Origin of the sequence: Pseudomonas sp. SDI (genome assembly GCF_003105155.1) — a bacterium.
In the GTDB taxonomy this organism is placed as follows: Bacteria; Pseudomonadota; Gammaproteobacteria; order Pseudomonadales; family Pseudomonadaceae; genus Aquipseudomonas.
The window spans coordinates 40,514-57,806 of sequence record NZ_QETK01000020.1; the positions used below are offsets into that span (position 1 = coordinate 40,514).

At 63.8% G+C, this 17,293-nt stretch carries 19 protein-coding genes and 1 pseudogene; 6 read left to right on the forward strand and 14 right to left on the reverse strand.

Annotated features, from left to right (window positions below; translation table 11 throughout):
• Nucleotides 1–227 precede the first annotated feature (227 nt).
• The 3 genes from DCO48_RS14610 (at nt 228) to DCO48_RS14620 (ending at nt 2,794) form a co-directional block, all read left to right on the forward strand.
• Entirely contained in the window at nt 228–1,025 is a 798-nt protein-coding gene (locus DCO48_RS14610) for a transporter substrate-binding domain-containing protein (RefSeq protein ID WP_116551377.1), read from the forward strand.
• 79 nt (nt 1,026–1,104) lie between these two features.
• Nucleotides 1,105–2,067, forward strand: a complete 963-nt coding sequence (locus tag DCO48_RS14615; protein ID WP_116551323.1) for an amino acid ABC transporter permease — start codon at nt 1,105–1,107, stop codon at nt 2,065–2,067.
• Complete coding sequence (locus tag DCO48_RS14620) at nt 2,060–2,794, forward strand: amino acid ABC transporter ATP-binding protein (protein WP_116551378.1); 735 nt, start codon at nt 2,060–2,062, stop codon at nt 2,792–2,794. Before DCO48_RS14615 ends, DCO48_RS14620 begins: the two co-directional genes overlap by 8 nt.
• A gap of 87 nt (nt 2,795–2,881) precedes the next feature.
• Here DCO48_RS14620 and DCO48_RS14625 read toward each other — a convergent pair whose 3' ends face one another.
• The 12 genes and pseudogenes from DCO48_RS14625 to ubiE form a co-directional block, all read right to left on the reverse strand.
• Complete coding sequence (locus DCO48_RS14625) at nt 2,882–4,822, reverse strand: methyl-accepting chemotaxis protein (protein WP_116551324.1); 1,941 nt, start codon at nt 4,820–4,822, stop codon at nt 2,882–2,884.
• A 236-nt stretch (nt 4,823–5,058) separates the two neighbouring features.
• Complete coding sequence (locus tag DCO48_RS23275; protein ID WP_371919513.1) at nt 5,059–5,922, reverse strand: methyl-accepting chemotaxis protein; 864 nt, start codon at nt 5,920–5,922, stop codon at nt 5,059–5,061.
• Nucleotides 5,914–6,969: pseudogene (locus tag DCO48_RS23280) on the reverse strand (methyl-accepting chemotaxis protein); the annotation flags it as partial. The pseudogene DCO48_RS23280 and the gene DCO48_RS23275, both read right to left, overlap by 9 nt.
• An 85-nt stretch (nt 6,970–7,054) precedes the next feature.
• Complete coding sequence (locus DCO48_RS14635) at nt 7,055–7,762, reverse strand: 16S rRNA (uracil(1498)-N(3))-methyltransferase (RefSeq protein WP_116551326.1); 708 nt, start codon at nt 7,760–7,762, stop codon at nt 7,055–7,057.
• Nucleotides 7,759–8,550, reverse strand: a complete 792-nt coding sequence (gene tatC / locus DCO48_RS14640) for a twin-arginine translocase subunit TatC (protein WP_116551327.1) — start codon at nt 8,548–8,550, stop codon at nt 7,759–7,761. The genes DCO48_RS14635 and tatC overlap by 4 nt, the downstream gene beginning before the upstream one ends.
• Complete coding sequence (gene tatB / locus DCO48_RS14645) at nt 8,547–8,957, reverse strand: Sec-independent protein translocase protein TatB (RefSeq protein WP_116551328.1); 411 nt, start codon at nt 8,955–8,957, stop codon at nt 8,547–8,549. Before tatB ends, tatC begins: the two co-directional genes overlap by 4 nt.
• A gap of 4 nt (nt 8,958–8,961) precedes the next feature.
• The gene (locus DCO48_RS14650; protein ID WP_116551329.1) at nt 8,962–9,231 is read right to left on the reverse strand and encodes a twin-arginine translocase TatA/TatE family subunit; all 270 of its coding nucleotides are present in this window, start codon (nt 9,229–9,231) and stop codon (nt 8,962–8,964) included.
• A 25-nt stretch (nt 9,232–9,256) separates the two neighbouring features.
• Nucleotides 9,257–9,592 carry a phosphoribosyl-ATP diphosphatase gene (locus DCO48_RS14655; protein ID WP_116551330.1) on the reverse strand — a complete coding sequence of 112 codons (336 nt, stop codon included), beginning with the start codon at nt 9,590–9,592 and terminating at the stop codon, nt 9,257–9,259.
• Between the two features lies 1 nt (nt 9,593).
• On the reverse strand, nt 9,594–9,986 hold the full coding sequence (hisI, locus tag DCO48_RS14660; protein ID WP_116551331.1) for a phosphoribosyl-AMP cyclohydrolase: 393 nt from the start codon (nt 9,984–9,986) through the stop codon (nt 9,594–9,596).
• A gap of 72 nt (nt 9,987–10,058) precedes the next feature.
• Nucleotides 10,059–11,663, reverse strand: coding sequence for a ubiquinone biosynthesis regulatory protein kinase UbiB (gene ubiB, locus DCO48_RS14665; protein ID WP_116551332.1), 1,605 nt, complete (start codon nt 11,661–11,663; stop codon nt 10,059–10,061).
• Complete coding sequence (locus DCO48_RS14670) at nt 11,660–12,283, reverse strand: SCP2 domain-containing protein (RefSeq protein WP_116551333.1); 624 nt, start codon at nt 12,281–12,283, stop codon at nt 11,660–11,662. Before DCO48_RS14670 ends, ubiB begins: the two co-directional genes overlap by 4 nt.
• Nucleotides 12,283–13,053, reverse strand: a complete 771-nt coding sequence (ubiE, locus tag DCO48_RS14675; RefSeq protein WP_116551334.1) for a bifunctional demethylmenaquinone methyltransferase/2-methoxy-6-polyprenyl-1,4-benzoquinol methylase UbiE — start codon at nt 13,051–13,053, stop codon at nt 12,283–12,285. Before ubiE ends, DCO48_RS14670 begins: the two co-directional genes overlap by 1 nt.
• A gap of 125 nt (nt 13,054–13,178) precedes the next feature.
• On the opposite strand from ubiE, the gene DCO48_RS14680 reads away from it, so the two are divergent.
• The 3 genes from DCO48_RS14680 (at nt 13,179) to DCO48_RS14690 (ending at nt 14,870) form a co-directional block, all read left to right on the forward strand.
• Nucleotides 13,179–13,454 carry a polyhydroxyalkanoic acid system family protein gene (locus tag DCO48_RS14680; RefSeq protein ID WP_116551335.1) on the forward strand — a complete coding sequence of 92 codons (276 nt, stop codon included), beginning with the start codon at nt 13,179–13,181 and terminating at the stop codon, nt 13,452–13,454.
• A gap of 281 nt (nt 13,455–13,735) precedes the next feature.
• Nucleotides 13,736–14,158 carry a phasin family protein gene (locus tag DCO48_RS14685; RefSeq protein WP_116551336.1) on the forward strand — a complete coding sequence of 141 codons (423 nt, stop codon included), beginning with the start codon at nt 13,736–13,738 and terminating at the stop codon, nt 14,156–14,158.
• 10 nt (nt 14,159–14,168) lie between these two features.
• Nucleotides 14,169–14,870: a phasin family protein gene (locus DCO48_RS14690; RefSeq protein WP_116551337.1), complete on the forward strand. Its 702-nt coding sequence runs from the start codon at nt 14,169–14,171 to the stop codon at nt 14,868–14,870.
• A 43-nt stretch (nt 14,871–14,913) separates the two neighbouring features.
• Here the strand turns inward: DCO48_RS14690 and DCO48_RS14695 are convergent, their stop codons facing one another.
• Both DCO48_RS14695 and phaC read right to left on the reverse strand, forming a co-directional pair.
• Nucleotides 14,914–15,528 carry a TetR/AcrR family transcriptional regulator gene (locus DCO48_RS14695; protein WP_116551338.1) on the reverse strand — a complete coding sequence of 205 codons (615 nt, stop codon included), beginning with the start codon at nt 15,526–15,528 and terminating at the stop codon, nt 14,914–14,916.
• A gap of 14 nt (nt 15,529–15,542) precedes the next feature.
• Entirely contained in the window at nt 15,543–17,225 is a 1,683-nt protein-coding gene (gene phaC / locus DCO48_RS14700; RefSeq protein WP_116551339.1) for a class II poly(R)-hydroxyalkanoic acid synthase, read from the reverse strand.
• Between the last annotated feature and the right edge of the window lie 68 nt (nt 17,226–17,293).

A 17,293-nucleotide genomic window follows, 5' to 3' on the forward strand; every position in this document is an offset into this window, starting at 1 on the left:
GGCAACGCCGGCTCCCACAGGGTTGGTTGTATAGACAAAACTCTGTGGGAGCCGGCCTTGCCGGCGATGCTTTTTCTGCCGCGAATACGTAACAAAGTCGGTTTGGACTATAGGGGCCACGCCGTTCATGCGTTAGCATCCCTCCCCGAATCCTGCGCTGGTCCTACAGACCATTCACGCGCCCAGAATAAAATTCGCAGCTTTTCTTGCTAGGGGACTTGGTGATGATGAAGAAGTACCTGTCGATGCTGATGGTTGGCGTCGCTGCCATGGTTGGCGTAGCTACTGCCCAGGCGGGCGCGATTGACGACGCAGTCAAACGCGGCACCCTGCGGGTCGGCATGGACCCTACCTACATGCCGTTCCAGATGACCAACAAGCGTGGCGAGATCATCGGCTTCGAAGTCGACATCCTCAAGGCCATGGCCAAGTCCATGGGCGTCAAGCTCGAAACCGTCTCCACGGCTTACGACGGCATCATCCCGGCGTTGATGACCAACAAGTTCGACATGATCGGCAGCGGCATGACCCTGACCCAGGAACGCAACCTGAAGCTCAACTTCAGCGAACCGTTCATCGTCGTCGGACAAACCCTGCTGATTCGCAAGGAGCTGGCCGACAAGGTCAAATCCTACAAAGACCTGAACAGCGCCGAATACCGCCTGACCTCCAAGCTCGGCACCACCGGCGAACTGGTTGCCAAGAAACTGATCGGTAAAGCCCAGTACCACGGCTATGACAACGAGCAGGAAGGGGTCATGGATGTGGTCAACGGCAAGGCCGACGCCTTCGTTTACGACGCCCCGTACAACGTTGTGGCGGTGACCAAGGCCGGCGCCGGCAAGCTGCTGTTCCTCGACCAACCCTTCACCTTCGAGCCGCTGGCCTTTGGCCTGAAGAAGGGCGACTACGACAGCATCAACTTCATCAACAACTTCCTGCACCAGATCAAGCACGACGGCACCTACGATCGAATCCACGACAAGTGGTTCAAGAAGACCGACTGGCTGAAGGAAATGGAATAAGGCCCAGGCACCACGCCAGGCTTGAAACCCGACGCGCAGGCTGGCCCTGCGCGTTCGCTTTTACGGAAGTACCCTCAACGTGATCAAACACAAGAAAGCCCAATGGCCCTGGCACGGGCTGACTGCCCTGGTGCTGGTCGGCCTGGCCGTGAGCCTGTATTTCGCCACCTCGATGATGGCGTACGAGTGGCACTGGAACCGGGTACCGCAGTATTTCGCCTACCAGGCCGAAGAGCCGCAGCGCGCGGCAGCCTTTGGTACCGTCGAGAACGTTGCCGAGCAGGGCGACATGGCCCGTGTCACCTTGCGTGGCGAGGACGGCGACCAGCAGGTGCTGGAGGTTGCCCGCAACAGCCTGAGCCTGGCCAAGGGCGACGACGTCGCCGAAGGCGACCTGATCGGCGTGACCCGGCATTGGGCGGCGGGCCCGCTGGCCTGGGGCCTGTGGACCACCATCTGGATTTCGCTGGTGTCCGGTGTGCTTGGCCTGGTGGTCGGTCTGTTTGCCGGGCTGTGCCGGCTGTCGAGTAACCCGACCCTGCGCGACCTGTCGACGGTGTATGTCGAGCTGGTGCGTGGCACGCCGTTGCTGGTGCAGATCTTCATCTTCTACTTCTTCATCGGCACCGTGCTCAACCTTTCGCGCGAGTTTGCCGGGGTCGCGGCACTGGCGCTGTTCACCGGCGCCTATGTGGCCGAGATCGTTCGCGCCGGTGTGCAGTCGATTGCCAAGGGGCAGGGCGAGGCGGCGCGGTCGCTGGGCCTGAGTGCCGGTCAGTCGATGCGTCACGTGGTCCTGCCGCAGGCGTTCAAGCGCGTGCTGCCGCCCTTGGCCGGGCAGTTCATCAGCCTGGTCAAGGACACCTCGCTGGTGTCGGTGATTGCCATTACCGAACTGACCAAGAGTGGTCGCGAGGCCATTACCACCTCGTTCTCGACCTTCGAGATCTGGTTCTGCGTGGCCGGCTTGTACCTGGTGATCAACCTGCCGCTGTCGCATTTCGCCAGCCGGCTCGAGCGGAGGCTTGCACAAAGTGATTGAAGTCCGTGATCTGGTAAAAGTCTTCGACACCCGTGGTCAAGTGGTGCGGGCGGTGGACCATGTCAGCACCAACGTGGCCAAGGGCGAAGTGCTGGTGGTGCTCGGTCCTTCGGGTTCGGGCAAGTCGACGTTCCTGCGGTGCCTGAACGGCCTGGAGTCGTTCGACGAAGGCACGGTGGCCATCGATGGTCTGCAACTGGCCGACCCGAAGACCGACGTGAATGCGTACCGGCGTGAAGTCGGCATGGTATTCCAGCACTTCAACTTGTTCCCGCACATGACCGTGCTGGAGAACCTGTGCCTGGCGCAGAAGGTGGTGCGCAAGCGTGGCAAGGCCGAGCGTGAGGCCAAGGCGCGGGCGTTGCTGGAGAAGGTCGGGATTGCGCAGAAGGCCAACGAGTACCCGTCGCGCCTGTCGGGTGGTCAGCAGCAGCGGGTGGCGATTGCCCGGGCGCTGGCGATGGAGCCGAAGGTGATGCTGTTCGACGAGCCGACCTCGGCGCTCGACCCGGAGATGGTCGGCGAGGTGCTCGACGTGATGAAGACGTTGGCGCTTGAGGGCATGACCATGGTCTGCGTTACCCATGAGATGGGCTTTGCCCGGGAAGTGGCGGACCGGGTGTTGTTCTTCGACCATGGCAAGTTGCTGGAAGATGCGCCGCCGGAAGCGTTCTTTACTGCACCGAAAGATCCGCGTGCGCAGGCGTTCTTGCGGCAGGTGCTCTAGTCAAGATCGCCTCGTGGGACAAGCCCACTCCCACAGGGATCAGCAGTGACCTTGTGGGAGCAAGCGGGCTTGGCCCGCGATGAGGCCCTAGAGGCTGAACCGCCCCACCAACCCCCGCAAGTGCTCACCCAGTCGCGCCAGCTCGGTACTCGACGTGGTGGTCTGGTTGCTCGCCGTTGCCGTCTGATCGGAGATATCCCGTACATTCATCACATTGCGGTTGATCTCTTCGGCCACCGAACTCTGCTCCTCACTCGCCGTGGCGATCTGCTGGTTCATCCCCTGAATCGCCGACACCGTCCCGGTGATCTGCCCCAGCGCCTCACCGGCGCGTAAGCTCAATGCCACACTGTCCCGGCTCAATGTCCGGCTGCTATCGAGCAGGCGCACCACCTGTGCCGTTCCGCCATGCAGGTTGCCGATCAGTTCCTCGATCTCCTCGGTCGACTGCTGCGTACGCTGCGCCAGCCCACGGACCTCGTCGGCCACCACGGCAAAACCGCGCCCGGCCTCGCCGGCGCGCGCCGCCTCGATGGCTGCATTCAAGGCCAGCAGGTTGGTCTGCTCCGACACCGACTTGATCACATCGAGAATGCTGCCAATCCGCTCGCTCTCCAGCGCCAGTTGCTGCATCGCCTGTATCGAACTGTCGACCTGCCCGGACAACTCCTCGATCTGCGAAATCGCCGCGTTCACCACCTTGTCGCCTTCGCGCGCCTGCAAGTCGGCGGTAGTCGCCGCCTCGGAGGCCATCTCGGCATTGCGCGCCACTTCCTGCACGGTCGCGGCCATCTGGTTCATCGCCGTGGCCACCTGGTCGGTTTCGTCGCGCTGGTTGCCCAGTACCGACTGGGTCTGCTCGGCCACCGTGGTCAGCTGGTCCACGGCAGTGGCCAACTGCGAGGTGCCCTGGCCGATGCCGCCGATCAGCTCGCGCAGCCCCAGGGTCATCTCGTGCATGCTGCGTTGCAGCTCGCCCAGCTCGTCCTTGCGTGTCGGGCACACGCTGCTGCGCAGGTCACCCTGGGTGATCCGCCGTGCGGCGAGCAGGGTTTCCTGTAGCGGGGCGGTGATCTGCTGGGTAATCAGCCAGGCCGCCAGCATGCCGATCACCATCGCGGCCACGGTCAGCGCGGACAACACAGTAATTGCCTGGGTTGCTTCCTCGTCGCGCTTGGCGATCTGGTGATCGCTGAGCCCGCGGCTACTGTCGCGCAGTTGGATGCCGATAGCCTCCAGGCTGGCCTGGCGCTGCTCGGCCTCGATGGCGACGGTGCGGTACTGCGCAATCGTTTCGCGGTAGCTGTCGAACATCATCTTCAGCCCGCGTTGCTCGCTGCTCAGCACCGTGCCCAGCAACGGTCCAAGCTGCCCCAGGGCCTGCTCGGCCACCGCCAGCGGCTTGCTGCCTTGCTGCTCGAAGTCGGTCAAGCTTGCCAGGGTGTAGGCCGGCGTCTTGACTTGCTGGCTGGCCAGTTCGATCGCGCGACCCAGTTGCATCAGCAAGCCGAGGGCGCGACCCTGGCGCTCGCTGTCCAGCGTGTCGCTGCGGACCATGCCGGTCTCCAGCGCCTCGATGGCGGCAATGGTCTGGCGTTCCTGCTGGTGCAGGCCGTCGAGGCGTTGCTGACGTACCGCAACGGTTTCCTGCAAGTCGGCGAACTCGCGGCGGTACCGCTGCACCCGCTCCTGGTTGTCGCTGAGTACCTCAAGATCACCGGCCAGCAGAAAGTGCTTTTGCATGCTGCGCAGTACCGTGTCGAGGTTGCTCAGGGCCAGCAGGACCAGGTCATGGCTTTGCGTATCGGCCAGCACCCGGTAGGTGATGCGCTCGGCGCGCAGGTCCTTGGCGAAGTCGTTGAGTGCGGCAATCTCGGAAATCTTCTGCGCGCGCTCGATCGACTGATTGAGTGCCTCGCGCCCACCGATGGCGGTGGCCAGCGTCAATAGCAGTACGACAGCGAAGCCCAGGGTGAGTTTGAGCCGGACACTGATGTTGCCCAGCATTCGAGTTAAGGGTCCGAACACGGCGGTTCTCCTGCAAGGTGAGGACGGTAGCGCCGAGCACAAGCCAGGCGCGGCTTTGAGTGCCATCGGCCGCAAACCGCCAAGCTGGACCTGTATCTGTAGTAGGAAAATTCGCTGGATCTTGAGGGAAAAATGAGTGCTTTTGGTGCTTTCTGTCAGACCGCGCTGGCATCGAATCGGGTTATACGCTTCGACGCCAGCGCCTCTGGGGGGAGGGGCTTAGACGGGATGTTTGCTTACAGCGAGAATTTGCCCACCAGCGATTGCAGGTGGGTGCCCAGGCGCGCCAGCTCAACGCTGGAGGCGGCGGTTTCTTCGCTGGCGGCGCTGGTCTGGTCGGACACATCGCGCACGTTCATCACGCTGCGATTGATCTCCTCGGCCACCGCACTCTGCTGTTCGGCCGCAGCGGCAATCTGCTGGTTCATCGCCTGAATCGACGACACCGTGCGGGTGATGGTTTCCAGCGAGGTGCCGGCCCGGCGCGTCAGCTCGACGCTGCTGCCGGTCAGGCTGCGGCTGTTGTCCATGACGTTCGCCACCTGCTGGGTGCCGCTTTGCAGGCCGGCAATCAGTTCCTCGATTTCCTCGGTGGACTGCTGGGTGCGCTGGGCCAGGCTACGCACTTCATCGGCCACCACGGCAAAACCGCGCCCGGCTTCGCCGGCACGGGCCGCTTCGATGGCGGCGTTGAGTGCCAGCAGGTTGGTCTGCTGGGCCACCGACTTGATCACGTCGAGCACGCTGCCGATCTTGTCGCTTTCCGATTTCAGCTGGCCCATGGCCTCGCTGGAGTGCTCTACCTCGGCGGCCAGACGCTCAATCTGGGCGATGGCCTCGCCCACCACCCGGTCGCCTTCGCGCGCCTGCTGGTCGGCCATCACGGCGGCTTCCGAGGCTTCCTCGGCGCTGCGCGCGACTTCCTGCACGGTCGCGGCCATCTCGTTCATCGCGGTGGCCACCTGGTCGGTCTCGACCTTTTGATTGTTGACCCCGGCGCTGGTCTGCTCGGTCACTGCCGACAGCTCTTCGGCGGCGCTGGCAATCTGCGTGACCCCGTCGCCGATGCCGCCGATCAACTCGCGCAGGCTGTTGGTCATGCGTTGCAGGCCGCGTTGCAGTTGGCCCAGTTCGTCGCGGCGCTCGCTCTTGAGGTCGTGGCGCAGGTCACCGCTGGCGACGCGCTCGACGGCATTGAGGGTCTGGCGCAGCGGGATGACGATCTGCCGGGTAATGGCCCAGGCGGCGATCATGCCGACCAGCAAGGCCAGACCGGTGGCCAGGGCGAGCATGGATTTGGCATGCGCCGATTCTTCGTCGCGCACCACGGTTTGCGCAACGGTCAGGCGCTGGCTCAGTTTCAGCAGGGTGCTGCCCTGGTCGCTCATGCCTTGCAGGGCCTGCTCGGCGGCGCGCTGGGCCTGAGCGAAGGCGACCACCGCCGCGCGATAGCCGTCCAGCGCCTGTGCCGCATCGTCCAGCGCCGCAGCGTGCTCGGCCGGCACCTTGGCCGGCAACGCCTTGAGCAGGCCGGTCGCCTTGTCGATGGCGTCGAGCGCGGTCTGCTGGAATTCCGCCTTGCCGCTGTAGGTGTAGCCGCGCACCTGGAAGCGCGCCTGTTGCAGCAGTGCCGAGACTTCGACGGCGCTGGCAAACTGGCCGATGTCGCCGCCCTGTTCCAGTTGCTCATCGACCTTGGCGATCAGCGCAGCGGCGCGGTCGGCAGTGTTGCCGAGGTTCTCGCGAGCACCTTCACGGGCCTGCGCAGCCTGTTTCAGGTCCGCGTAGATGCGTTGATAAGCGCGGATCGCCTCTTCCTGCTGTTGCAGCTCCGGGACGTGCTTGCCCATGCGCTGCTGCACGGCTTGCTGGCGTTGCTCAAGCATGGCCAGCGCCTGCTCAAGCTTGGCGGCCGAATCGCTGTCGCGGTTGCGCTCATAGAGCTGGCGGGCGATACGCAGGTCCTGCGAGGCCTCATGGACCATGGAAATCTCGCCAAGGGTATCGCCACGCTCGGTGATGCCGTTCAAGCCCTGCCACCCGGTGAGGGTGATGGTCAGGGTAAGCAGCAGGACCAGGCTGAAACCGATGCCGAGTTTGAGGTTGACGCTCACATTACCCAGGTGCTGGGCTAACCAACGGTACATGGTGGCACTCCATAGCGATCGGTTGAGGCAGATGGTTTTTATTTTGATGCCATCTGCATCGGCGCCGCCTGGCGAAACTGAAGCCCTAGAACAGGCGCGCGAGCAGCGCAGTGACGGCAGTTTCCACGCGCAGGATGCGCTCGCCGAGTTGTACCGGGGCCAGCCCGGCCTTGCCGAGCAGATCGACTTCGTAGGGGATCCAGCCGCCTTCCGGGCCGATGGCCAAAGTGACCGGCTGATCGAGCCCGCGCGGGCAGGGCGGGTGGTTGCCGGGGTGGCCGACCAGGCCCAGGGTGCCGCTGGCGATGGCCGGCAGGCGGTCTTCGACAAAGGGTTTGAAGCGCTTCTCGATGAGGATGTCCGGCAGTACCGTGTCGCGGGCCTGCTCCAGGCCCAGGATCAGGTTTTCGCGAATGGCCGCCGGGTCGAGGAACGGGGTTTGCCAGAAGCTCTTTTCCACCCGGTAGCTGTTCACCAGGATGACCTTCGCCACGCCCATGGTGGCGACGGTCTGGAACACCCGCCGGAGCATTTTCGGTCGCGGCAGGGCCAGCACCAGGGTCAACGGCAGCTTGGCCGGTGGCGGCTGGTCGAAGCCGACGCTCAGCTCGGCCTCGTGGCCTTCCAGGCGCAGCACCGTGGCCTGGCCCATCAGCGCGCCGATACGGCCCACGCGCAGGGTGTCGCCCACCGCCACCCGGTGGATCTCCTGCATGTGGGTAAAGCGTCGGTCACCCAGCACCACACGGTCGGCCGCGACGAAGTCGGCCTCTTCCAGTAACAGCAGGTTCACGGTTGGGTCGCTGGCGGCTGGTCGTCTGGCTCATCCGCGGGGTGTTCGCGGTGCTCGCTGCGTTTGCGGATCAGCCCGCCAAACAGCACGCCGATCTCGAACAGCAACCACATCGGTACCGCCAGCAGGGTCTGCGAGAAGATGTCCGGCGGGGTCAGGATCATGCCGACCACGAAGCAGCCGATGATCACGTAAGGGCGGATCTTGCGCAGGTAGACCACGTCGACCACGCCGATCCATACCAGCAGCACCACCGCCACCGGGATCTCGAAGGCTACGCCGAAGGCGAAGAACAGGGTCATGACGAAATCGAGGTAGCTGGCGATATCGGTCATCATCGACACGCCTTCAGGGGTGGCGCTGGCGAAGAAGCCGAAGATCAGCGGGAACACCAGGAAGTAGGCGAAGGCCATGCCGGCATAGAACAGGATGATGCTGGACACCAGCAGCGGCACGGCGATGCGCTTTTCATGGCGGTACAGGCCCGGCGCGATAAAGCCCCAGATCTGATGCAGGATCACCGGGATCGCCAGGAACAGCGAGACGATCATGGTCAGTTTGAACGGCGTGAGGAACGGCGAGGCCACGTCGGTGGCGATCATCGTTGCGTTGGCCGGCAAGTGCGCGCGCAGTGGCGCCGAGACCAGGGTGTAGATCTGCTGCGCGAAGGAGAACAGCCCGGCGAAGATCAGGAAGATGACCGCGACACAGCGCAACAGGCGTGTGCGCAACTCGGTGAGGTGCGAAACCAGCGGCATCGGCTGGTCGTGTTCCGGGATTTCGCTCATGGGGCTCGCGGCGGTTGTGTCGGTTCGGTGGAGGTCGGGGCGGCGGGGCTCGGCTCGACGGCTGGGGACACCGCGGGGGCGGCGCTGACGCTGGCCTCGGGCACGCCGCTGGCAGCGGCTGGCGCGCTACCCGGTGTGGTCGAAGGCTGCGGTTCCACCCCTTGCGGGTTGAGGATGCGCCGCGCCTCCTGCTCCATGGACAGGATGTGCTCGTTGTGCAGTTGGCGGCGGATGTCGTCGGCGCCGATTTCGCGTTCCACTTCCTGCTTGATCGCGTTGAAGCTGCGCTTCAGCCGGCCGATCCACAGCCCGGCGGTACGCGCGGCGCCCGGCAGGCGCTCGGGGCCGAGCACGAGCAGCGCGACCAGGCCGACGAGCAGCAACTCACTGAAGCTGATCCCGAACATGTGGTTACTCTTTCCTGGCCGGCTCTTCGACCTTGTGGGCCTGGCCTTCGAACGTCTGCGGCTGGTTCAGCGGCGCGCTGGCGTGCGGCTGCACCGATGGCGCAGGCTGCACGTCGGGGGCGGCAGGCTTGTCTTCTTCCTCGTTCATGGCTTTCTTGAAGCCCTTGATCGATTCGCCCAGGTCGCTGCCGAAGTTTTTCAGCTTCTTGGTGCCGAACACCAGCACCACCACGACCAGCAGGACAATCCAGTGTTTCCAGTCAAAAATACCCATGGTGCACTTCCTCGAATGAATTCAGTTACGCCGATGGCTGGCGCGCCGCCTTTTCGTCGTGGCCAGAGAGGCCGAAACGACGGTCCAGTTCATCGAGCACGGCCTGTGGATGCTGGCCCAGGGCACTGAGCATGACCAGGCTATGGAACCACAAATCGGCGGTTTCGTAGATGACATCGCTGTAATCGCCGCTGTGCGCGGCGTCCTTGGCGGCGATGATGGTTTCGACCGACTCTTCGCCGACCTTTTCCAGAATCTTGTTCAGGCCCTTGTGATACAGGCTGGCAACGTAGGAACTGTCCGGGGCCGCGCCTTTACGGGCCTCCAGTACTTCGGCCAGGCGGGTCAGGGTATCGCTCATGTCAGTGTCCTGCGCTGTAGATGGCATGCGGGTCCTTGAGTACCGGATCGACGGTTTTCCATTCGCCGTTCTCGTAGACACGATAAAAGCAGCTTTCCCGGCCGGTATGGCAGGCAATGTGCCCGAGTTGCTCGACCATCAGGATGATCACGTCGGCGTCGCAGTCCAGGCGCATTTCGTGGAGTTTCTGCACATGCCCGGATTCTTCGCCCTTGCGCCACAGTTTGCCACGCGAACGTGACCAGTAGATGGCGCGCTGCTCGGCGGCGGTCAGGCTCAGGGCCTCGCGGTTCATCCAGGCCATCATCAGCACGCGCCCGGTTTTATGGTCCTGGGCGATAGCCGGTACCAGGCCATCGCTGTTCCAGTTGATCTCGTCCAGCCAGTCTTTCATGTTCGACTCCAAAAATGCCCACGGTCCCGCGCCGATGCCGCGCGCTAGTGTGCCAGCCGCAATTGCCGCTGGCTATCGGCGCACCACCAGGTAGAGCCCGGCCGCGAGCATCAGCCAGGCCGGCCAGGCCGCCACGGCGCTGAGGCTGACGGCGCCGGCGGCAAGGGTTGCGCCACCGCCGAGCAGGCCGGCGCCGAGCAGGCGCAGGGCCCAGCCATCGCCCTGTTTCCATGGCGCTGGCGGATCGTTCAGGTGCGGTTGCGACAGGCGCTCCAGCAGATCACGGGTCATGTTCGCCAAGGGCGGCACTTGTTCGACCTGGCTGTGCAGGTTCTGCAGCAGGGTCTTGGGGCTGACCCGCTCGCGCATCCAGCGTTCGAGGAACGGCTGCGCGGTGCTCCACAGGTCGAGGTCCGGGTACAGCTGGCGGCCCAGGCCTTCGATGTTCAGCAGGGTTTTCTGCAACAGCACCAACTGTGGCTGCACTTCCATGTTGAAGCGTCGGGCAGTCTGGAACAGGCGCATCAGCACCTGGCCGAAGGAGATGTCCTTGAGCGGCTTCTCGAAGATCGGTTCGCAGACGGTACGGATCGCCGCTTCGAACTCGTTGAGCTTGGTGTGCGCCGGCACCCAGCCGGAATCGATGTGCAACTGGGCTACGCGGCGGTAGTCGCGCTTGAAGAAGGCGAACAGGTTGCGTGCCAGGTAGTCCTGGTCTTCCGGGGTCAGGCTGCCGACGATGCCGCAGTCGATCGCAATGTACTGCGGGCTCCACGGTTTGACGGTGCTGACGAAGATGTTGCCCGGGTGCATGTCGGCGTGGAAGAAGCTGTCGCGGAACACCTGGGTGAAGAATATTTCCACGCCGCGCTCGGCGAGCATCTTCATGTCGGTGCGCTGGTCGGCGAGGGTCGCCAGGTCGGTGACCTGGATACCGTAGATGCGCTCCATCACCAGCACTTTCGGCCGGCACCAGTCCCAGTACACCTGGGGCACGTACATCATCTCCGAGCCTTCGAAGTTGCGCTTGAGCTGGCTGGCGTTGGCCGCTTCGCGGAGCAGGTCGAGTTCGTCGTAGATGGTTTTTTCGTAGTCGTTGACCACCTCGACCGGGTGCAGCAGGCGGGCGTCGGCCGACACCCGCTCGGCGCCGCGGGCGATCAGGAACAGCCAGGCCAGGTCCTGGGCGATGATCGGCTTGAGGCCCGGACGCACCACCTTGACCACCACGTCTTCGCCGCTCTTGAGCTTGGCCGCGTGCACCTGGGCCACCGAGGCCGAGGCCAACGGCTCGACGTCGAAACGGCTGAACACTTCGTCGATCCTGGCGCCGAGTTGCGCTTCGATCAGGGCAATGGCTTTTTGCGGGTCGAACGGCGGTACGCGATCCTGCAGCAGCATCAGCTCGTCGGCGATGTCGGCTGGCAGCAGGTCGCGGCGGGTCGACAGCAACTGGCCGAACTTGATGAAGATCGGCCCCAGGTCCTGCAAGGCCAGCCGCAGGCGCGCGCCCCGGCTCAGCGCCAGCGGCTTGCGCGGCAGCCAGCGCCAGGGCATGGCGTAACGCAGGCTCATCAGCCACCAGGGCAGGGGCAGGGCGAACAGCAGGTCATCGAGACGGTAGCGGATCACGACGCGCTGGATGCGCAACAGACGGCGGACGGCAAGCAGCTTCATGCGTTATCGCTGGTATCAAAAGTGCGGGCGAGGCGCTCGATGCGCGCCTCCAGGCGTTCCAGGTCGACCTTGAGCGCGTCGAGCTCGCTGAAGCGGGCTTCCGCTTCGCGTTGGCCAACCAGGGTTCGGGCTTCTTCGGCGAGGTATTCGGACAGGTTGCGGTTGAGGCTGGCGAAGCCTTCGCGGGTCCAGCGGGCGCGGCTTTTCAGGTGCCCGCCGATCAGCTGGGTGGCGACCGGACCGAGCCAGCGCGAGAGTTCGTACTCCCAGTCCAGCTCCAGGTCCTGCAGCACCGCGACCAGGTCGAGCAGCGCTGCGCTGTCGCCTTCGAGGTCGACGTCTGGGCTGTGCAGTACCGCGCTCTTGTCCTTGCGCAAGGCTAGTTGCATGAGGCTGGCGGCCGGTGCACGCAGGGTACAGTCGGCCGCCGTGCCCCATTGGCTGGCCAGCAGCAGGCCTTCGTCGCTGGGCAGGATGAACAGCTGCAGCGCGGGCTGGCGGCAGTCGATGGCAATCACCTTGCCGTCGAGCGCGGCCAGGCGCGGCAACGCCGTGCTGTCCATGCGCAGAACCCGGTTGAGGCCGTGTTCGACGCTGGCGAGAAGGCCGGCCAGCAGCATCAGGGCTTGATACCGCGGTGCAGGGCAACGATACCGCTGGTCATGTTGTGGTAGGTGACGCGGTCGAAGCCGGCGTCGACCATCATGGCCTTGAGGGTTTCCTGGTCCGGGTGCATGCGGATCGATTCGGCCAGGTAGCGGTAGCTTTCCGCGTCGTTGGTGATCAGCTTGCCGGCCAGCGGCATGAAGGCGAACGAGTAAGCGTCGTAGACCTTGGACATCAGCGCGTTGGTCGGCTTGGAGAACTCCAGCACCAGCAGGCGCCCGCCCGGCTTGAGCACTCGCAGCATCGAGCGGATGGCATCGTCCTTGTGGGTAACGTTGCGCAGGCCGAAGGCGATGGTCACGCAATCGAAGTGGTTGTCCGGGAACGGCAGCTTTTCGGCGTCGGCCTGGACGAATTCGATGTTACCGGCCACACCGCGGTCGAGCAGGCGGTCGCGACCGACCTTGAGCATCGAGGCGTTGATGTCGGCGAGCACGACCTGACCGGTCGGGCCGACCAGGTGCGAGAACTTGGCCGCCAGATCGCCCGTGCCACCGGCGATGTCGAGCACGCGGTTGCCGCTACGCACGCCGGACAGCTCGATGGCAAAACGTTTCCACAGGCGGTGCATGCCGCCGGAGAGCACGTCGTTCATCAGGTCGTACTTGGCCGCGACGGAGTGGAAAACCTCGGCGACTTTCTCGGCCTTCTGGCTTTCCGGGACGTTCTTGTAACCGAAGTGAGTGGTGGGTTCGGCGTGGTCGCCTTTGCGCTGGTCGTTCATATCGCTTCACCGGAAAAAATTACTCGCCATTCTAGGGCGTACGGCCGCATTTGTCTTGGCGGGGTGTGTCGCGGCTGGGGCATGGGCATAATAGGCAGTATGCCCCTCAAGCCAGGATTGATTGAATGACCCAGATCAGCGTCGAACGTAAACACAGCCTGGGCCGCGACGCTGCCCGGCAGAAAGCCGAAGCGCTGGTGGACAAGCTGGCGCGTGAATATGACCTGAAGGCGCGCTGGGACGGCGACCGGGTCGAGATCAAGCGCAGTGGCGCCAATGGCAGCATTCAGATTGGCGAGGATGTGATCCGTGTCGAGCTGAAGCTCGGCATGATGCTGTCGATGATGGGCGGCACGATCAAGGCCGAGATCGAACGGGCGCTGGACAAGGCGCTGGTCTGATTACACCGTACCTGTAGGGGCCGGCTCGCCTGCGATCTGGCCGCGCCGCGTGCGGACGAAGCGGCAGCAAAACCTGCGATTGCAATCTGCCTGATGCTCTGCGCGGTCAGGTTTACGACTGCTGTGCAGTCGGTCGCAGGCAAGCCAGCGCCTGCACCTGCGATGCGGACCTCACAAATTACCCTCTAGGGTGAGAATTCTAATTTTCCTCCCTACCCTGTGCTCAGTCCCCGAATCCGAGGGCAGTTCCTACTTCCCATTCAGCGTGTGAGGAGCAGAGCATGGCCAAAGTGACCCTGAAGAAAAAAGACGATGTCGCCAGCACGACGCTTGGCGAAGTGCGCGGCTACGCCCGCAAGATCTGGCTGGCAGGCCTGGGCGCTTACGCCCGCGTCGGTCAGGAAGGCGCCGACTACCTCAAAGAGCTGGTCAAGGCTGGTGAGTCGGTAGAAAAACGTGGCAAGAAACGCCTCGATGCCGAACTCGATGCCGCCAACAGCGAGATCGATTCGGTGAAGAGCGAACTGACCAGCGTGAAGGGCAAGGTCGAAGTTCAACTCGATAAAATCGAAAAGGCTTTCGACACTCGGGTCGCCAGCGCCTTGAATCGCATCGGCATTCCGTCTAAACATGACGTGGAGGCACTTTCTGCCAAGCTCGAAGAGCTGACGGCGTTGCTCGAACGTGTCGCACGCAAACAATAAGGAGAGCAGGATGGCTGGCAAGAAGAAAGTTGAGAAAGAAGGCAGCTCCTGGGTCGGCGAGGTCGAGAAATATTCGCGTCAGATCTGGCTGGCAGGCCTGGGGGCATACTCCAAGATCAGCAACGACGGCACCAAGCTGTTCGACACCCTGGTCAAGGATGGCGAAAAGGCCGAGAAGCAGGCCAAGTCCACCGTCGACGAGACGGTAGATTCGGCGAAGTCCTCTGCCAAGTCGGCGAAGTCGCGGGTTGGCGATGTCAAAGACCGCGCGCTGGGCAAGTGGAGCGAGCTGGAAGAGGCGTTCGACAAGCGTTTGAACAGCGCTATTTCGCGTCTCGGCGTGCCGAGCCGCAATGAGGTCAAGGCGCTGCATCAGCAGGTCGACACCCTGACCAAGCAGATCGAGAAACTGACCGGTGCTTCGGTCAAGCCGGTTTCGGCCAAGCCGGCAGCGAGCAAGACCGTTGCCAAGCCACTGGCCAAGGCCGCGCCGAAAGCGGCAGCTAAACCGGCAGCAGCCAAGCCAGCGGCCAAGCCTGCTGCAGCGAAAACCGCAGCGGCCAAACCGGCAGCCAAACCTGCTGCGGCGAAAAAACCTGCAGTGAAGAAGGCCCCAGCCAAGCCAGCAGCGGCAGCCGCCGCACCGACCGCTTCGGCGGCACCGGCAGCGCCAGCGACCTCGGTGGCAGCAAGCCCAAGCAGCCAGGCCTGATCTTCAGGGCCGTATCGCGGGACGACTCGTCCCGCGATGCTTTTCAGCCCTCCAGATAGCGCAACGCCAGTTGCTCCGCCGCCTGCCGCGAGCCGTTCTCCAGATGCGGCGCCACCAGCATCATCACCTGGTACACCACGATCCCCACCTCGCCATCCTTGGCCAGCACCCGCTGATAATCCAGCGAGAACAGCAAGGTCAGGGTGATCTGTTCTACCAGTTGTCCCAGCGCCTGGGTGCCGCTGGTCACTTGGCCCTGTGCCTTGAGGCTGGCCAGCAACGATGCCAGCGTGCGCTTGAGCGCATTGATCAGGTTGCGCATGCCCCGCGCCAGCTTCGGCAGCCGTCCGGTCAGGTTCGACAGGTCCTGGAACAGAAACCGGTACTGCGCCATGCGCTCGACGATCAGGTGCAGGAACAGCCAGTAATCCTCGGCCTCCAGACGCAGCTCCAGCGGCGGGTCGAGCAGCGGTGTCAGCTCGTCCTCGAAGCGCTCGAACAGGCCCAATACCAACGGCTCCTTGCCATGGAAGTGGTAGTACAGGTTGCCTGGGCTGATGCCCATTTCATTGGCGATTTCGAGCGTCGAGACATTCGGCTCGCCCTGCTGGTTGAACAGCTGCAGGGCGCATTCGAGAATACGGTCGCGGGTCTTCATCCGTTACTTCTTGTTCAGCGCACCAGAACGTACTGCCCGGGTGCGGGGTCCATGGGCGGGTAACTGGCGCTACCCAATGTCGCGTCGGTGTCGCGCTGCACACCCGAACGCTCCTGAATCCAGCTCAACCACTGCGGCCACCAGCTGCCTTCGACCTGCTTGCCATCGTAGTACCAGGCTCGTGGGTCGCTGCTCAGCTTGGGGTTGTCGATGTAGTGGGCCTTGGCGTTGCCCGGCGGGTTGAGGATGCTCTGCACATGCCCGGCATTCGACAGCAGGAAACGTCGGTCGCCGCCCAGCAGCAGCGTCGAGCGGTACACCGCGTCCCACGGGGTGATGTGGTCGTTGCTGCCGGCCACGCTGAAGCTGTCCACCGTGACCTTCTGCAGATCGATCGGCGTGCCGCACACCTCTAGCCCCGCCGCATGCGCCAACGGGTTGTACTTGAAGAAGTCCAGCAGGTCGCCGTGCAGCGCGGCCGGCAGGCGGCTGTTGTCGTTGTTCCAGTAGAGGATGTCGAACGCCGGCGGCGCCTTACCCAGCAGGTAGTTGTTGACGAAGTAGTTCCAGATCAGGTCGTTGGGCCGCATCCAGGCAAACACCTTGGACATCTCGCGCCCCTCCAGCACCCCGCGCTGATAGGAGCGGCGCTTGGCCGCCTCCAGTGTCTGCTCGTCGGCAAACAGCGTGGCCGGGCTGTCCAACTGGCTGTCGAGCAGGCTCACCAGGTAGGTGGCGCTGTGCACCCGGCGCAGCTGGCGCTTGGCCTGCAAATGCCCCTGCAGCGCGGCCATGGTCAGGCCGCCGGCGCAGGCGCCGAGCAGGTTGACGTCGCGGCTGCCGGTGATCGAGCGGCACACGTTCATGGCTTCTTCCACCGCCGCCACGTAACTCGACAGGCCCCACTCGCGATGCCGCGGGTCGGGGTTACGCCAACTGATCATGAACGTCTGCAGGCCGTTCTTGAGCATGTACTGAACCATGCTGTTCTGCGGGCTGAGGTCGAAGATGTAGAACTTGTTGATCTGTGGCGGCACCACCAGCAACGGCCGTGCATACTGCTTTTCGCTCATCGGCTTGTACTGGATCAGCTCCAGCAGTTCGTTGCGAAACACCACCGCGCCCGGCGTACTGGCCAGGTTGCGGCCGACCTCGAAGGCTTTCTCGTCAACCTGTCGCGGCAGGCCCTCGTTGTGCCGCAGATCGTCGAGCAGATGATTCAGCCCGCGCACCAGGCTCAGGCCGCCGGAGTTGAACAGCTCCTTGAGCGCCAGCGGGTTGAGCAGGGTATTGCTCGGCGCCACGGCATCGTTGAGCAGCGAGAACAGGAAGTGTGCCCGCGCGCGGTCGTCGGCGTTCATCTGGCTTTCGTCGATCCAGCGGCGGGTCTGCTTCTGCCAGCTCAGGTAGGCCTGCAAGCCGCGCCGGTAGAACGGGTTGTGCGCCCAGGCCGGGTCGCTGAAGCGGTTGTCGCGCTCACTCGGCTGGTGCGGGGTGTCGCCGAGCAGGACCCGGCCGAGCTGGCCGCCGAACGCCAGCAGGTGCTTGGCGGTGTGCAACGGGTGGCGCAGGCTGTGACGGCTGACGCTGCGCACGGTCGAAACCAGGTCGCGGCCACGCAGGCCGGTGATAGCACTCTGTACATCGATATAGCTGGCGGGGGCTGCAGCCACGCCCTTCGCAGGTTTGTCTTTCATCAGGCAACACTCCGTCGTCGAGCCATCAACAAACAATTCAATGCAAGAGCGACACCAAGCCCAGCTGG

Coding starts and splice junctions, on each gene's coding strand:
- DCO48_RS14680 (WP_116551335.1), top strand. CDS start 13,179: ATGACCCAGATCAGCGTCGAACGTAAACACAGCCTGGGCCGCGACGCT.
- DCO48_RS14685 (WP_116551336.1), top strand. CDS start 13,736: ATGGCCAAAGTGACCCTGAAGAAAAAAGACGATGTCGCCAGCACGACG.
- DCO48_RS14695 (WP_116551338.1), bottom strand. CDS start 15,528: ATGAAGACCCGCGACCGTATTCTCGAATGCGCCCTGCAGCTGTTCAAC.
- phaC (WP_116551339.1), bottom strand. CDS start 17,225: ATGAAAGACAAACCTGCGAAGGGCGTGGCTGCAGCCCCCGCCAGCTAT.
- tatC (WP_116551327.1), bottom strand. CDS start 8,550: ATGAGCGAAATCCCGGAACACGACCAGCCGATGCCGCTGGTTTCGCAC.
- DCO48_RS14690 (WP_116551337.1), top strand. CDS start 14,169: ATGGCTGGCAAGAAGAAAGTTGAGAAAGAAGGCAGCTCCTGGGTCGGC.
- hisI (WP_116551331.1), bottom strand. CDS start 9,986: ATGAAAGACTGGCTGGACGAGATCAACTGGAACAGCGATGGCCTGGTA.
- DCO48_RS14650 (WP_116551329.1), bottom strand. CDS start 9,231: ATGGGTATTTTTGACTGGAAACACTGGATTGTCCTGCTGGTCGTGGTG.
- DCO48_RS14655 (WP_116551330.1), bottom strand. CDS start 9,592: ATGAGCGATACCCTGACCCGCCTGGCCGAAGTACTGGAGGCCCGTAAA.
- tatB (WP_116551328.1), bottom strand. CDS start 8,957: ATGTTCGGGATCAGCTTCAGTGAGTTGCTGCTCGTCGGCCTGGTCGCG.
- DCO48_RS23275 (WP_371919513.1), bottom strand. CDS start 5,922: ATGACCAACAGCCTGCGCGAGTTGATCGGCGGCATCGGCGACGGGGTC.
- ubiB (WP_116551332.1), bottom strand. CDS start 11,663: ATGAAGCTGCTTGCCGTCCGCCGTCTGTTGCGCATCCAGCGCGTCGTG.
- ubiE (WP_116551334.1), bottom strand. CDS start 13,053: ATGAACGACCAGCGCAAAGGCGACCACGCCGAACCCACCACTCACTTC.
- DCO48_RS14670 (WP_116551333.1), bottom strand. CDS start 12,283: ATGCTGCTGGCCGGCCTTCTCGCCAGCGTCGAACACGGCCTCAACCGG.
- DCO48_RS14610 (WP_116551377.1), top strand. CDS start 228: ATGAAGAAGTACCTGTCGATGCTGATGGTTGGCGTCGCTGCCATGGTT.